We start from the raw sequence: 15103 nt of genomic DNA, 5'->3' as shown, positions 1-15103 counted from the left end.
CAGTGTGCCACATTCAATAAAGAACTGTAACCAGGGATAGAACTTCCCTTTTCTAACCTGCAAGTGCATGAGTCTGTCCTGCTCATCGTTGTATCCATCTTCATAGGCTTTTCTCTCCACCATAAAGATGGGCTGAACATGCCTACTTTCCTGAATTCACTGGCATGGTTCCAGGCTATATCCATCGCACTTAAAGCTCCCAGAGAAAAACCTGCAAATGATTTGTCTCTGAAAGAAGGGGCATTGAACTTTTTGCGAATAAAAGGAAGCAGTTCCTCAAAAATAAATTTGGTGTATAATCCGGCAGAAGCTCCTCTCCCTTTAAAGTCTGCAGAATAGGCGGTTCCATATTCCATTTTCCTGTTGGGACCGCAATGAATTCCAATACAACAAATGGGTTCCAGTTTTTCCGTCTGAATTAACCGGGAAATCATTTCCAGAAAATCCATCTTAAGCAGGTCCTGCCCATCATTAATGAGTAATAAAGAAGTTTGATCAAATCCGCTCATTTGCGTTGGCAGGTATATATCAATGGTAACATCTCTTTCCAGGTACTCAGAAGGTATCAGGCAGGTTTCCAATTGTACTGATACTGCCTTGGCGGGAGAATGTGCGTGCATATGCTCAAAAATAGGGTATTATATTTTTTAATTATCATCTTATGACTTAAATTACAACTAAACCAAAAAGGCAAACATGAAAAAAATCGGGATTCTGTTTGGGCAGGAAAGAAGCTTTCCGCAGGCATTCATAGAAAGAATCAACAGTAAGCAGGTAAAAGGCATCATGGCCGAGCCCGTAAAAATAGACAAGGTAGTTCAGGGAGAAGATAGCGGATATGCAGTTATCATAGACCGTATTAGCCAGGACGTTCCCTTTTACAGAGCCTACCTTAAAAATGCAGCCCTATGTGGAACAGCGGTTATCAACAACCCCTTCTGGTGGAGTGCCGATGAAAAATTTTTCAACAATTGTTTGTCCACTAAAATAGATGTACCCGTTCCTAAAACAGTGATATTGCCTTCGAGGGATTTACCAACCGACACGGCAGAATTGTCTTTCAGCAATCTCTCCTATCCATTAGACTGGGAAGGCATTTTTAATTATGTAGGATTTCCTGCCTATATGAAACCCTTTGCAGGAGGAGGATGGAAAAATGTTTACAAACTAAACGACCAACAGGACTTTTTTGAAAAGCATTCAGAAACGGGTCAGCTGGTGATGTTACTGCAGGAAGAAATTATTTTTGAAGAGTATTACCGATGCTATTGTATTGGAGGTAAATATGTAAGAATCATGTCTTATGAACCGCGCAATCCACATCACTTAAGATATGCGGCAGACTTTAAACCCTCTGCAGAAAAACTAAAAATGATGACGGATATTGTATTAAAAATAAACCAATACCTGGGTTATGATTTTAATACCGTAGAACTTGCATTAAGAGATGGAGTGCCATATGCCATTGACTTCTGTAACCCTGCACCAGATGCAGACATTAAAAGTGTGGGTCAGGAAAACTTTGACTGGGTAGTTGAAACGGCTGCCACTTACGCTATTGAAAAAGCTCAGGCGCATCAGCCCGGAAAAGACAATCTAACCTGGGGTGAATACATCAAGAGAAGTGCAAACGGAAAGCCATTATATTAAGCTGATAGAATAAGATATGTCAAGAATAAATTACAACCACTTCACCTTAGGCGTTGAAGAAGAATACATGGTTATTGATCCGCTATCACGCGAATTAAAAAGCCATGAGCAGAAAATTGTGCAGGTAGGACAGTTAACTTTAAAAGACAAGGTAAAAGCAGAAATGCACCAGGCTGTGGTAGAAGTGGGAACAGATATCTGCAAAGACATTGACGAAGCCTTCAAAGACGTTGCCTCTCTGAGAGGAAATATTGCACAGATTGCGGGTGATCTGGGACTCTGGGTTGGCGCATCCGGAACCCATCCGTTCAGTCATTGGGAGAACCAGCTTATTACCGATCACGTTAGATACAATCAGATTGTAAATGAATTGCAGGAAGCCGCCCGCAGTAATTTAATTTTCGGACTACACGTTCATGTAGGAATGGAAGACCGCAAAATGGCTATTCATATTGCCAATACGGCCCGGTATTTTCTTCCGCATGTGTATGCATTAAGCACCAACTCTCCTTTTTGGGAATCCAGGGATACCGGCTACAAGTCTTTCCGCACCAAGGTTTTCGACAAATTCCCCAGAACCGGCATCCCCGATTATTTTGAAAGTTTTGAAGCATATGAGAACTATGTAAACCTCCTGATTAAAACCAATTGTATAGACAATGCCAAAAAAATCTGGTGGGATTTAAGGGTGCATCCTTTTTTCAATACGGTTGAATTCAGAATTTGCGATGTGCCCATGAATATCATGGAAACCATGACCATTGCTGCTTTGTTTCAGGCTATCTGTGCTAAAATTTATAAACTCAGAAACCAGAACCTGAATTTCATGATGTATCAGCGATCGCTGATTAACGAAAACAAATGGAGGGCCAGCCGATATGGCATTGATGGCAAACTCATCGATTTCGGTAAAGAAACAGAAGTAGAAACCAAGGCACTGATTTATGAATTACTCGATTTTGTAGATGATGTGGTGGATGAACTGGGAAGCAGACATGTGGTAGAACATGTTACCAAAATTTTTGAAAGAGGAACCGGGGCCGACAGACAACTGAAAGTGTACAGAGAAACCGGCAGCCTGATCAGTGTGGTAGATTATATTCACGATCAGTTCCTGAGCGTTTAAGCGGTCAGTTAAAATGAGCCCAAAACATTAAAATATTCATAAAAAAAGAAAGCCCCTGCCAAACAGGGGCTTTTTGGTACAATTTTGTGTTGTTTAACTCTTCAGGCAGCATTTTACCAAAAACTGCTCTCTATTAAATGTCAACCCTAAACCACCCTCTTTTGACCGAGCACGAGTTGATAAAAGGCTGTATACAACAGAACTCCGCATGCCAGCGTATGCTATTTGAAAAATATGCCGGCAAGATGATGGGGGTATGCCTTCGCTATGCCCAGGATAGCATGGAAGCCGAAGACATGCTCCAGGATGCTTTTGTAAAAGTATTTCAGTACATCGGTCAGTTTAAATTTGAAGGCTCATTCGAAGGCTGGATAAGACGAATTGTAGTGAATACGGCCATCCGACACCTGGAAAGAAAAAAATGAGCTTTAAGGAAATTGATGACCACCAGCCAGACCTGCCCTCTGTGGATCCAAGTGCCTATCACTTTCTGGGGGAGGAAGACCTGATGAAACTGATCAGTGCCCTACCAGAGGGGTACCGGATGGTTTTCAATTTAAGTGTGATTGAAGGATATAGTCACGATGAAATTGCAGAAATGCTGAATATACAGGCGGGTACCAGCAGGAGTCAGCTGGTAAAAGCCAGAAAAATGTTGCAGAGTCAGATTCTGCAACTACAAAAGATTGCCGTTTAAATGAACAACAAAGCGTTCGATAATATCATACACCAAAAACTGCATTCGTACAGCGTACCTGTACCGGCCGGATTATGGGATAAAATTGCCGCGAAGGATTTATCGGAGCCAATTGACTCTTTCGACGAATATGTTCATCAGAAATTATATCACCATTCTGCAGAAGTTCCTTCTTCTATCTGGGATAAAATACAATCTGCAATTACACAGCCGGAAGCCTTACCAATTAACCCGGATCAGGAAAAGAAAAGAAGAAGGAGATTCTTATTCTGGTTACCACAAGAATTTAGGGTGGCTGCCTCAGTATTACTGATTTTACTAATTGGAACCGTGGCTGCGTACTTATACAATTATCGTTTTAAAACAGATGCGGCAATTGAGCCCTCTGCTCCCGTTCAGGTTAAGCAATCTGGTTCATCCAATGATCCGGTGTCAGTTCCAGACAATACATTGCAGCAAAACAAGCCGCAGAACAATTTAAATCTTGTTGGCAGAGACGAAGCAGCTGAAGAATCAAGAGAAAACAGTACAAAAGCGAATGAAAGTGCTGAAACAGATATCAGCATTGAATCAGCAAACAGAAAAAATACGGAAGACAAAACTGTATCCTGGAAACTGGACAGAAAAAACAAGACCGCTTCCTTTAAAGAACGTGAATCTGTCTTTCCCTACGATCAGCGTTTAAATATAAATAGTCAAAAAAAGAATACTGCAGCGCAAACCCATCTGAATACAGCGTCTGAAACTGTGCTTACCGCATCAGAACCTGAAGAGGAAGACTATCAACTTACTGAAAAAGCAGGCAATGCATTCATCAGACCCAATAAAAACACCTGGCAGGGCAACAAACACAATGTGAATGCCTATCAGCACGCATCTAGTTTTAAGAATGTAGTCATTTGCCCCACCGACAGAAAAATGAGAAATCCGGACTGGGATCTGGAAGTTTATATTTCTCCGGATATGGCTTTTAAAACCATCAGCAATAATACAGCAACTGCTCAGTTTTTAAGCCGTAAAGACAGTAGTGAATCTATGAGACCCGGATTTTCTGCCGGTTTCAGAATTGTAAAACCGCTGAATGATTATTTATCACTTAAAACAGGTTTACAATATTCCCAAATCAACGAAAGATTCACATATAAAACAGAAAACGAAACAAGAACAACTACGGTTGTTACGGTTCGTTCCATTGTAAGGGCTCCGGGAGATACATTAATTGTTAGAGACACCAGCTCTTTAACCCAGGTTGGTTTTAAAACCAATACCGTAAAAAACAGATTCAGAAGCCTGGATATACCCGTTCTGGCCAGTGTTCAGTTTGGCAACGACAATTTAAAATGGGGCATAACTGCAGGTGCTATTGTTAATATATCCAGCTGGTACGAAGGGGTTTTATTAGACAGCAGTCTGGCAGCCGTTGGCATTGGTAAAGACAATGGCATGATGTATAAAAAGAATATTGGACTTGGATTATACGCAGGTTTTAATGTAACCAAAAGAATCAACTACAATACTCAAATCTTTTTTGAACCCTATCTAAGATATAATTTATCGAATATGACATCCCCGGGCACTCCATTCAATCAAAAATTCAGTATTGGCGGTCTGGCAATGGGGCTAAGATTTAATTTAAACAGCAGATAGGCAACAATTAAAATTAACTAGGTATCTATAGCATAATGTTACGCAATTATTTCAGATATTATTTCATAGCCCTCGCAGGTATCTTCCTGTTTACTGCCTGCAACAAGGAAGTATCGGATGGGAATAATTTTGTTTTGTATAACAGTGATGTAAGAAACGATACAACATGGGCAACTGGTAACTTAACCAGTGTTGGCATACAGCGAATGCTCGATTCTACTGCCGTTTACAAACACAAAGACACAATGATGGGTACCAATGCAAAAACCATTGAGTTCTCTGAAAAATTCAGTGTGTATTTCCCAGCAAATGCTTTCGTAAGCAAAACCGGAGACAGCATAAAAGGACCTGTAGAAATTAAAGTGTTGCTATTAGATGAGAAAGGGGAGTTTATCAGAACAGTAAAATCATCCGAGAACCCAAGCCATATGCTTGAATCGGATCTTGCATTCTGTATCATTGCCACTTCCAACGGAGAAGAACTAAAAATTGCACCTGGTAAAAAATACATTATCAGAGCAGGGAACAAATACGATCTGGTAAAACAACAGATGAAGATTTATTCAGGTGAAGAATCTGTAACCTACACTTCGCAAGTATTGGCGGACCCTCAGTTTTACTGGAAAGAATCGAATCCATTGAATGTGCAGCAATCTGTTTACACTTCCAATAACGGTAGTAGAAATATTGAACACTACGAAATCAATACCAACCAACTCAGATGGATGGCTATTGCAGCACCCAATAACAACCTGGGCAGTACCAACAAATTACACGTACTCCTGCCTCCAAACTTCACCAATAAGAACACGGTTGTATTTGCAACTGCAGACGATTATAATACTGTCATTCAACTGATGCCGGAATTCAGTTCCCGTTCATTCAAATCGGAAATGATTCCACAGCAGAAAAAAATCCACATCATCACGCTCTCTTTAATTGGGAATCAATTTTATTACAGTGAAACAGGATATTCTTATCTGAACAACAAGACTTATGTTTCTATCAAGCCGGAAAAAAAATCACTGGCTGCCATATTAAACAATCTGAAGAAATTATAAAAACAGTTCATGACGCATATCGGGGGATATGCCGGCCCTGCCATCGGCAGGGCCTTACTATTTTTTCACCTTCTTCAGATGCAATGCGTTGTATGCCCATATCAGGCTGAACAGCATCAACAGAGCTCCCAATAAGAAAGAAGCGCCGGGAAAATAAAACGGTGCAGTTGGCCCGGTAAAATAAGCGAAAGTTTTCGTCATCATGATGGGTCCCAAAACAGAAGTAAGACTCATCAGGCTGGTAAGCCCCCCCTGCAACTCACCCTGTTCATTCGGAGGCACATTACCGGAAATGATGGACTGTAAAGCAGGTCCTGCGATCCCTCCCAAACAATAAGGAACCAGAAAGGCAAACATCATCCAAGTTTGCGTTGCAAAGGTAAACAACAGCAGTCCTAAAGTATATAAACTCAACCCCAGATAAACGCTTTTCTCATTGCCTAACCGGGGATTAACTACCCGAATCAACAATCCTTGTACAAGGGCAATCAGAAATCCAACAACACCCAATGAAATACCTATCAGCTTAGGGGTCCAATTAAACTTTTCAATATTTACAAAACTCCAGTTACTCTGCACACTATGTGCAGCCAGATAAATCAATATTAAAGAACCAATTAAACCGCCAACAGAGGGATACTTTTTCAGTTGCAACAAAGAGCCAAAGGGATTGGCTCGCTTCCATTCAAATTTTCTTCTCAGGTGTTTGGGCAAGGATTCCGGTAACACAAAATAACCATACAAACAATTGGCCAATGCCAGTCCGGCCGCAACAAAAAAAGGCAGTCTGGATCCATGCTCACCCAGTAAGCCACCCAACAAAGGACCAATAATAAAGCCCAATCCAAAAGCAGCCCCAATCATGCCAAAATTCTGTGCCCTGTTTTCAGGAGTACTGATATCAGCCATATAAGCGGAAGCCGTGGTAATGCTGGCTCCTGTAATACCCGCCACAATTCTACCCACAAAAAGCCAGGTAATAGAAGGGGCAAAAGCCACAAATAAATAATCCAGTCCAAACCCAAACAAGGAAAAAAGCAGGACAGGTCTTCTGCCATACTGGTCACTCAGATTCCCTAAAACAGGTGAAACCAGAAACTGCATGATAGCATAGGAAAAAGTGAGCCAACCTCCATATTCTGCTACCTCGCTGGTCTTCACATTATGCAATAATTCTTCAATCAGTTTGGGTACTACAGGAATAATCAGCCCGATGCCAATCACATCAATCAAAATGGTGATAAAAATAAATCCAACTGCTGCTTTTTTATTAGAGGCCATAGGGAGCAAATATGAAATAAAAATCCTTATGATGCTACCAGTCTTCTCTTCACGCCGGGAATTTCCATCACCAGGTCCTCGCCAAAGCAGGCTGCAGGCGTTTGATAGCCAGGCTTAAAATTTCCTGAAAGTATTTTTTTAGCAATCAATAAACTACTGATGGCCGTTAAAGTATACCCTTCCGGTCCTTCCTGAATGGCAGAAATCTGCTGTCCGCTGGCATTCTCCACTTGTCCCCATACTATCGATTTTGCTTTTGCACGCATGTCATCACTGGGCCCCGCAGGCATTTTTTTAATTTTCTTTTTATAATAATTTCTAACCAGCGATAATTTCAGGATCCAGTTAAATCCGTTTTGCCATTTAAGCAGTTGAAATGTTTTAGGAGAAGCTCCCGTATAGGTTTCAATATTGGGAATGCCGGTAGTAGTATAAGCCGTAGAAATATCACCCCAGGGAATGGTCATCACAAATAATTTCTTCAGACCAAAATCAACCCACATTCCCTTGTGACCTAATGGAACCCTGGTGATTTTTCCATTCAGCCGAACTGCACTACCCTCGCCCATTCCTTCTGCCATGGTTGTTGCCGTTCCATGAGATAATTTTCCGCCAATACTGGCAAATGCCAGTTTCAAATTCACCGCATCGGGCATTTGATTTTTTAAAAACAAAGCCATACAATCCGTTGGAACCACATCAAAACCAACACCGGGCATGATCATGATATTTTTCGCGCGGGCAAGGTCATCCGTCCTTTTAAGCAATTCAAAAACAGCAATCTCGCCTGTAATATCTATATAATGGGTTCCCGCTTCAAGGCAGGCTTCTACCATAGGTTTAGCGGTATGTACAAAAGGTCCTGCAGCGTGCAATACCAACGGAAAGGAACGAAGCAACCCAACCAATTTTTCTTTATCCGAAAGATCAATCACCTGGAAAGAAAGCCCCAACTCTGATCCCATCGCTTCTAAAACCGATGCGTTCCTTCCAGCCAACACAGGTAATAAGCCATAGTCTTTTGCCATCCTGGCAATCAATCTTCCCGTGTATCCATTTGCCCCGTAGAGTAAAAATTGGTTTTGCATCCTGTAAAATACAAAATCCCGACAAGAAACTTGCCGGGACTTCTAACGGGATATCAACCACCACATCCCATACGAATCACCCTTATGATAAACCTATTTATTTTTTCAAAGTAATTAATCCCAGTTGCGCTTCTTTGGTTTTTGATACTGCCACATTGGTAATGGTTGTATCCTTGTAACCATTGGATGCATTTACAAAAACGCTGTAGGTTCCATCCGACAAACCTCTTACTTTAAAATGTCCTTCATGATTAGGCAAAGCATATGCTGTGTCTTTACTGTTGAACACCGTAATTACCGACTGTGCTTCTTTAGGTGTTACTTTACCAGAGACACTGGCAGTTGCTTTTACTGTAAAGAATTTAATTACTGGTTTCAGATAAAACTGACCGTTCTTTTCAATGATCGATCTGCTTACATCAAAGTCTAACCAGAGTCTGGAACGACTGGGAAGAAACTCATCCCACTCATGCCCTTTCAATTTAACTAGCACATAATTTTTTTCGTTCAGCGGAATATTCAAAGGGTATGTAACACTGTCTTTAATTAAAGTATGTGTTGAGCCCAGTTCAATCTTAATTAAACGGATTGCTCCCTTAGGCACTGTTGCTGTTGCCAGCAAAGTATCTACCCCGTTTCGCAGTTTTAAAATATCATACACACCGGGATTCACGCCCAGGTTCTGCCAAACCAGTGAGGAATCATTTTTTTCGTTTCTGGAACGACCAATTCTATCCCAGTCACAAGTGTCTTTTTTCCTTGTGTCTTTACTGGTATCTACCAATAACCAGACAGATTTAATGTCGATTAATACGTTATCAAAAACACCCGGGGCATCCGTTAAATAAAGTGATACAGATTGCGATCCAACAGGGTTTTCAATGGAAGCTGCTTTATTGCAGGCAGACAAAGACACTACAACAACGATGGCAAATGCTGCCATCCATAAAAGGGGGTTTGTTTTTTTCATGGTTCAGGTTTTTAGAGTAGTGTTATAACCATTTAAAAAATTTAGTTTTTGCAATAAATAGCCTCGCCGCATATTGCAGCTATTTAGCCATTCGCAAAAGTTTTGGAAAATATCCCTGTCAATACTGGGAATACAAAATAGATGCCAGGCAATTTTAGAATGTTGCCTGTTAAATAATATTTAACAAAAAATATTTTTTCTTAGAGACCAGCTATAATAGTGCTGATATCCTGCACGCTAAGCTGTTTGCGCTTTTTGGCTGCAGGTAAAATTTGAATAGCTGCTTCGGCATCAGTTGTAAATAATTCTGCAACTGACTTTCCTTTTACAGAAACCAATTCCCGGGACGAAACGCGTAACAGAAAATTTTCCTTGAAGAGTTCAAATTGTTTTCCACCAGAAGACTTTCCATAATCATAGGTATCCACTGCCTTCTTGTTAATCATTTGCAGGAGCTGATATTTGGCACTGGTTTTTTTTACTTCGTATAAGATAGAATTATCCGGACTCAGCTTAATAAGGGTAATGGAATCAGCCACCCCCTCTTCCTGATAAAACAAAGTCATTTTCTGAATGGCATCTACAAACTGAAATTCGGCATCACCTTGTTTAAAATGAATATGACCATTAACAAGGTTGATGATTAGCGGCAGATTGGAAAACTTTTTCCCGTTAAACATTTCAACATTTGCATTGCACCACTCATCTCTCCACAACGGGCTTCCTTTTACTGTTCCCACATTGGCACTAATGGTCATTCCCTTTTCGTCGTACACTTCTACAAAATGGGTTGCCGGTTTGGCCACATACATATTCTGTGCAAACAAAAAAAGTTGAATAGGGTAAAAAGAGTTGTCAGTGCAATTTTCATACAAAGCTTTCTCTAATTTACGCTATTCAACTTAATATAGAATAGTCAGGCAGTTACTTATTCGTTTCTGAATACGACTACTCCGTCAAACACATCTACCAGAACTGGTTGATTCTTATCAATGTCTCCGGAAAGGATTTTCTTACTCAATGCATTCACAATGAGTTTCTGAATCAAACGTTTCAAAGGTCTTGCACCCAGTTGGGCATCAAATCCATTTTCCATCAGGTATTCTACCAGGTAATCGCTGAAACGCAATTGAATGTCGTTTTCTGCAACCAGCTTCTTCAGACCTTCCAGCTGAATGCTGATGATTCCTTTCAATTGCTTCTTATTCAATGGGCTGAACATGATGATTTCATCTACCCGGTTTAAGAACTCAGGTCTTACCGTTTGCTTCAGCAATTGCATCACTTCTGTCTTTGCTTTTTCAGCTGCATCTTCCAGACCGTTTTCTTCTACGCCTTCAAATGCTTCCTGAATCAGATGACTACCAATATTGCTGGTCATAATGATGATGGTATTTTTAAAGTTTACCATTCTGCCCTTGTTATCGGTCAGTCTTCCATCATCCAATACCTGCAACATTACATTCCATACATCCGGATGTGCTTTTTCAATTTCATCCAGCAGAATTACACTATATGGTTTTCTGCGAACTGCTTCCGTTAACTGTCCACCCTCATCATAACCTACGTATCCGGGAGGCGCACCAATCAAACGGGAAACCGTATGCTTTTCCTGGTACTCACTCATATCAATACGTGTCATCATGGTTTCATCATCAAACAGGTATTCCGCCAAAGCTTTGGCCAATTCTGTTTTACCTACACCCGTAGTACCTAAGAAGATAAATGAACCAATGGGCTTTTTAGGATCCTGTAAACCGGCTCGGCTTCTTCTGATGGCATCAGACACCGCAGCAATCGCTTCTTCCTGACCCACTACCCTGCTATGCAATTCTTCTTCCAGGTGCAATAATTTCTCTCTCTCACCCTGCAACATTTTAGCTACCGGAATACCCGTTGCCTTGGCAATGCTCTCCGCAATATCTTCTGCATCTACTTCTTCTTTCAATAATCTTTTTTCAGAAGTCTGCATCAACTGTTCGGTAACCGTAGTAATAATATTCTCTTGTTCTTTTACTTTACCGTATCTGATTTCGGCCACTTTTCCATATTCGCCATTTCTTTCAGCCTGTTCTGCTTCCTGCTTCAATTGCTCAATCTTTGCTTTGGCAGACTGCACTTTTTCAACCAACTCCTTCTCCTGTGTCCACTTTGCTTTTAAGGTATCGCGCTCCACAGCCAGATTGCTGATTTCAATATTCAGTTCTTTCAGCTTGTCTTCATCGTCTTCTCTCTTGATGGCTTCGCGCTCAATTTCCAGTTGACGAATCTGACGCTCCAACTTGTCCAGTTCTTCTGGCATGGAATTCATTTCGAGTCTTAGCTTGGCTGCGCTCTCATCAATTAAGTCAATGGCTTTATCTGGCAAGAAACGATCGGTTACATAACGATTGGATAATTCTACCGCAGCAATAATGGCTTCGTCTTTAATACGCACATGGTGATGCGTTTCATAACGATCCTTCAGACCACGTAAAATAGAAATGGCATCTTCTACGGTAGGTTCATCAATCATTACCTTCTGGAATCTTCTTTCCAGTGCCTTGTCTTTCTCAAAATATTTCTGGTACTCGTTTAAAGTAGTTGCACCAATCGCTCTTAATTCTCCGCGGGCCAATGCTGGTTTTAAAATATTCGCAGCATCCATGGCACCTTCTCCACCACCGGCACCTACCAGTGTATGAATCTCATCGATGAATAAAATGATTTCTCCATCACTGGAACTAACTTCCTTCACCACCCCTTTCAATCTTTCTTCAAATTCACCCTTGTATTTGGCACCGGCAATCAATTGCCCCATATCCAATCCGTAAATAATTTTTGTCTTCAGATTTTCAGGCACATCACCGTTCACAATCCGCATGGCCAGTCCTTCTACAATGGCTGTTTTACCCACCCCGGGTTCACCCACTAAAATGGGATTGTTCTTGGAACGACGGGTAAGAATATGTAGGGTTCTTCTGATTTCTTCATCACGGCCAATCACCGGATCCAGCTTACCCTGCCTGGCCATATCGTTCAGGTTCTTGGCATATTTGTTCAGCATATTCAGCTGGGTTTCCTGTGCCTGTGAACGAATGGTATCTCCTTTTCTTAAATCTTTAATGGCAGTAATTAAACCTTTCTCAGTTAGTCCGGCAGCTTTTAGTAATGCTCCGGTAGCATCACTCATTTGCACCAATGCAAGCAGTAAATGTTCAGGGGTAACAAATTCATCTTTAAAGGAACTCATAACGGTAGAAGCTTTCAGTAAGGCATTACTGAAATCGCGTCCTGCACTCTGAGCAGGTTCTCCTCCCTGCACCTTGGGCAACTTATTCAGTTGTTCGGACAGTTTGGTTTCCAGAAAAACAGGATTCACATTGTTCTTCTTTAGCAGAAAATCAATGGCTGAATCCTTGTCGCTTAACAAAGCTTTCAGCAAGTGATCCGTTTCAATGGAGGGGTTACCATTGCTATAGGCAATTTGTTGTGCCGATTGAATGGCTTCCTGGGCTTTAATGGTATAATTGTTCAAATTCATAGTAAAGTGGATTGATGTAACTTTATACCAATCATCAAACGATAATCCAACTCAATAATTCGGAAAATATGTCGCAAAAAAATGGAATAAACTGCGCAATAGTCAGTCTGGGAGTGGTCTTTCTGTTATTATTACAGCCAGTAAAAGCCCAATACAATTTTCAGGAACTGGAAAAAACAATAGAACAATCCAAAAAAGAATTGGGGAAGGAATACAGTATACTTGTTTATAAGGATGGAAAAATAGTCTTCAGCAAATCGGCCGGAGAGTTTAATCCCAAAACACAGGCACCTGTTGCCAGTGCCAGCAAATGGTTAACTGCCGCATTAATTATGGCCCTGGTAGACGATGGTAAAATTTCACTGGACGACAAACTCAGTAAATATATTCCCGACATGAACAAATACAGCAAGGGCTTTATCACCATCAGACATTGCCTCAGCCATTTAACGGGAATTGCATCTGACCCAATTAAACTCAGCGATATTATCAGAAGAAGCCGGTACAGCAGCCTGGAAGAAGAAGTAACAGAGTTTGTTACCAAAAGAGAAATTGTTGCCAACCCCGGATTAGAATTCAGATACAGTAATGTAGGATTAAACCTCGCGGGCCGATACATAGAACTTGCCCTAAGAAGAGGCTTTGAACAATTGATGCAGGAAAAAATTTTACGCCCTTTGCAGATGCGCGGCACTAACTTTTCCAGCTTAAATGCCATCAACCCATCAGGAGGCGCACAATCCACGGCCAATGATTATATTAATTTTTGTTCAATGCTTTTAAATAAAGGGATGTTTAACGGCAAGCGAATTTTATCGGAAGCATCCGTACAATATTTATTGCAGGCACATACCACAAGCCCTATGATTAAATATGCTCCGAAAGTAGCGGAAGGGTATAATTATGCTGCCGGATCCTGGGTTATACAAACAGACAGCAATGGCAATCCTTCGGTACTGGCTTCTCCCGGATTATTCGGTACCTGGCCCATGATTGATTTGTGCAGAAATTATGCGGTAGTGTTTTTTGCAAAAGAACTCATGAACGAAGACCGCAAAGAAGTGTACCTGAACCTGAAGAAAAAAATAGACGAACAAATTGCCGCTAATTGCCAGTAAACATGCTGCCCTTAGAAGAATATACCCGGTTCATTAAAGCAACAGCTGCCAGGCTGGGCTTTAGCTATTGCGGTATTGCCAGGGCAGAGAAATTAAATGAGGATGCCAGAAGACTGGAGAAATGGCTGAATAAGAACCATCAGGGAAGCATGCAGTATATGGAGAATCATTTCGATAAAAGAATTGACCCAACCCTTTTGGTGCCCGGCGCACAATCTGTCATTACCCTGATGAAGAATTATTACCCCGAAAAAAACAAGAGAACAAGAGTCCCAAAATTGCCCGTTATGCCTGGGGCAAAGATTATCACGAAGTAATCAGAGCACTGCTAAAGGAATTGCTGGCCGAAATGAATCAGAAAATCGGAACCGTAACCGGAAGAGGCTTTGTAGATTCTGCCCCGGTTTTAGAAAGAGCCTGGGCCGTTAAATCGGGTTTGGGTTGGGTTGGGAAAAACGGGAACCTGATCAGCAAACAGAATGGTTCTTACTTTTTTATTGCTACATTAATAGTAGACCTTCCGCTGCAATACGATGATCCATATGCAAAAGATTATTGCGGCACCTGTACCCAATGCATCGATGCCTGCCCCACCGATGCCATTTTACCCAATAAGGAAATCAACGGTAGCCAGTGCATCAGTTATTATACCATTGAATTAAAAGAAGCTTTGAGTAAGCAAACAACTGTTAACACCCATAACTGGTTATTTGGCTGTGATATCTGTCAGGAAGTATGTCCCTGGAACCGTTTCAGCAAACCCCATTCTGAACCTGCTTTTGAACCCATCCCCGCTATTTTGAATTTAAGTACACAGGACTGGGAAGAAATGTCCGAAGAAGTTTTTAAGCACCTGTTTAAAGAGTCTCCCCTGAAAAGAGCTAAGTACAGTGGCATTCGTAAAAACCTTCGGTGGATGCAATAGCAAACCCGAACAAAAAT

Annotated in this window: 15 protein-coding genes; 9 read left to right on the top strand and 6 right to left on the bottom strand. The window is 41.2% G+C overall.

Annotated elements, in window-relative coordinates:
• The coding region (locus P767_RS15530) for an alpha/beta hydrolase (RefSeq protein ID WP_157611578.1) at positions 1 to 620 on the bottom strand (620 nt) is incomplete at its 3' end.
• Positions 621 to 696: 76 nt separating this feature from the next.
• Between P767_RS15530 and P767_RS0103010 the strand changes: the two genes are divergently transcribed.
• The 6 genes from P767_RS0103010 to P767_RS0102985 all read left to right on the top strand — a co-directional run bounded on the left by P767_RS0103010 (position 697) and on the right by P767_RS0102985 (position 6181).
• On the top strand, positions 697 to 1650 hold the full coding sequence (locus P767_RS0103010; protein WP_026763353.1) for an ATP-grasp domain-containing protein: 954 nt from the start codon (positions 697 to 699) through the stop codon (positions 1648 to 1650).
• Between the two features lie 16 nt (positions 1651 to 1666).
• Positions 1667 to 2776, top strand: coding sequence for a carboxylate-amine ligase (locus P767_RS0103005; protein WP_026763352.1), 1110 nt, complete (start codon positions 1667 to 1669; stop codon positions 2774 to 2776).
• A 137-nt stretch (positions 2777 to 2913) separates the two neighbouring features.
• On the top strand, positions 2914 to 3201 hold the full coding sequence (locus P767_RS18965; protein ID WP_216593193.1) for an RNA polymerase sigma factor: 288 nt from the start codon (positions 2914 to 2916) through the stop codon (positions 3199 to 3201).
• Positions 3198 to 3473, top strand: coding sequence for an RNA polymerase sigma factor (locus tag P767_RS18960; protein ID WP_216593192.1), 276 nt, complete (start codon positions 3198 to 3200; stop codon positions 3471 to 3473). Before P767_RS18965 ends, P767_RS18960 begins: the two co-directional genes overlap by 4 nt.
• Positions 3474 to 5120, top strand: coding sequence for an outer membrane beta-barrel protein (locus P767_RS0102990; protein WP_026763351.1), 1647 nt, complete (start codon positions 3474 to 3476; stop codon positions 5118 to 5120).
• Between the two features lie 35 nt (positions 5121 to 5155).
• Entirely contained in the window at positions 5156 to 6181 is a 1026-nt protein-coding gene (locus tag P767_RS0102985) for a hypothetical protein (protein ID WP_026763350.1), read from the top strand.
• Positions 6182 to 6238: 57 nt separating this feature from the next.
• Here the strand turns inward: P767_RS0102985 and P767_RS0102980 are convergent, their stop codons facing one another.
• The 5 genes from P767_RS0102980 to clpB all read right to left on the bottom strand — a co-directional run bounded on the left by P767_RS0102980 (position 6239) and on the right by clpB (position 13043).
• Positions 6239 to 7462, bottom strand: a complete 1224-nt coding sequence (locus tag P767_RS0102980; RefSeq protein ID WP_026763349.1) for a TCR/Tet family MFS transporter — start codon at positions 7460 to 7462, stop codon at positions 6239 to 6241.
• Between the two features lie 26 nt (positions 7463 to 7488).
• Positions 7489 to 8550, bottom strand: a complete 1062-nt coding sequence (locus tag P767_RS0102975; protein WP_026763348.1) for a saccharopine dehydrogenase family protein — start codon at positions 8548 to 8550, stop codon at positions 7489 to 7491.
• Positions 8551 to 8647: 97 nt separating this feature from the next.
• Positions 8648 to 9520: a DUF4382 domain-containing protein gene (locus P767_RS0102970; RefSeq protein WP_026763347.1), complete on the bottom strand. Its 873-nt coding sequence runs from the start codon at positions 9518 to 9520 to the stop codon at positions 8648 to 8650.
• Positions 9521 to 9720: 200 nt separating this feature from the next.
• Positions 9721 to 10326, bottom strand: coding sequence for a hypothetical protein (locus P767_RS0102965; protein WP_157611339.1), 606 nt, complete (start codon positions 10324 to 10326; stop codon positions 9721 to 9723).
• A 122-nt stretch (positions 10327 to 10448) separates the two neighbouring features.
• A complete protein-coding gene (gene clpB / locus P767_RS0102960; protein ID WP_026763345.1) occupies positions 10449 to 13043 on the bottom strand; it encodes an ATP-dependent chaperone ClpB in 2595 nt (864 codons plus the stop codon).
• Between the two features lie 68 nt (positions 13044 to 13111).
• Here clpB and P767_RS0102955 point away from each other — a divergent pair, with 68 nt between their 5' ends.
• From P767_RS0102955 to queG, 3 genes are read left to right on the top strand one after another with little or no spacing between them, the layout of a single operon-like run.
• Entirely contained in the window at positions 13112 to 14161 is a 1050-nt protein-coding gene (locus tag P767_RS0102955; protein WP_084799802.1) for a serine hydrolase domain-containing protein, read from the top strand.
• Between the two features lie 2 nt (positions 14162 to 14163).
• A complete protein-coding gene (locus P767_RS18745) occupies positions 14164 to 14478 on the top strand; it encodes a QueG-associated DUF1730 domain-containing protein (protein ID WP_245586818.1) in 315 nt (104 codons plus the stop codon).
• Positions 14376 to 15086: a tRNA epoxyqueuosine(34) reductase QueG gene (queG, locus tag P767_RS15520; RefSeq protein WP_316929611.1), complete on the top strand. Its 711-nt coding sequence runs from the start codon at positions 14376 to 14378 to the stop codon at positions 15084 to 15086. The genes P767_RS18745 and queG overlap by 103 nt, the downstream gene beginning before the upstream one ends.
• Positions 15087 to 15103: the final 17 nt, after the last annotated feature.

This window comes from Sediminibacterium salmoneum NBRC 103935 (assembly GCF_000511175.1).
Classification (GTDB): domain Bacteria; phylum Bacteroidota; class Bacteroidia; order Chitinophagales; family Chitinophagaceae; genus Sediminibacterium; species Sediminibacterium salmoneum.
The sequence above is the reverse complement of the archived record's forward strand: the minus strand, read 5'-3'. Positions and strand labels throughout refer to the sequence as shown.

Excerpts from the sequence above, each read along its gene's own strand:
- clpB (WP_026763345.1), bottom strand. The coding sequence starts at position 13,043 with ATGAATTTGAACAATTATACCATTAAAGCCCAGGAAGCCATTCAATCG.
- P767_RS0102985 (WP_026763350.1), top strand. The coding sequence starts at position 5,156 with ATGTTACGCAATTATTTCAGATATTATTTCATAGCCCTCGCAGGTATC.
- P767_RS0103005 (WP_026763352.1), top strand. The coding sequence starts at position 1,667 with ATGTCAAGAATAAATTACAACCACTTCACCTTAGGCGTTGAAGAAGAA.
- P767_RS18960 (WP_216593192.1), top strand. The coding sequence starts at position 3,198 with ATGAGCTTTAAGGAAATTGATGACCACCAGCCAGACCTGCCCTCTGTG.
- P767_RS18965 (WP_216593193.1), top strand. The coding sequence starts at position 2,914 with ATGTCAACCCTAAACCACCCTCTTTTGACCGAGCACGAGTTGATAAAA.
- P767_RS18745 (WP_245586818.1), top strand. The coding sequence starts at position 14,164 with ATGCTGCCCTTAGAAGAATATACCCGGTTCATTAAAGCAACAGCTGCC.
- P767_RS0102990 (WP_026763351.1), top strand. The coding sequence starts at position 3,474 with ATGAACAACAAAGCGTTCGATAATATCATACACCAAAAACTGCATTCG.
- P767_RS0102970 (WP_026763347.1), bottom strand. The coding sequence starts at position 9,520 with ATGAAAAAAACAAACCCCCTTTTATGGATGGCAGCATTTGCCATCGTT.
- P767_RS0103010 (WP_026763353.1), top strand. The coding sequence starts at position 697 with ATGAAAAAAATCGGGATTCTGTTTGGGCAGGAAAGAAGCTTTCCGCAG.
- P767_RS0102955 (WP_084799802.1), top strand. The coding sequence starts at position 13,112 with ATGTCGCAAAAAAATGGAATAAACTGCGCAATAGTCAGTCTGGGAGTG.
- P767_RS0102980 (WP_026763349.1), bottom strand. The coding sequence starts at position 7,462 with ATGGCCTCTAATAAAAAAGCAGCAGTTGGATTTATTTTTATCACCATT.
- P767_RS0102975 (WP_026763348.1), bottom strand. The coding sequence starts at position 8,550 with ATGCAAAACCAATTTTTACTCTACGGGGCAAATGGATACACGGGAAGA.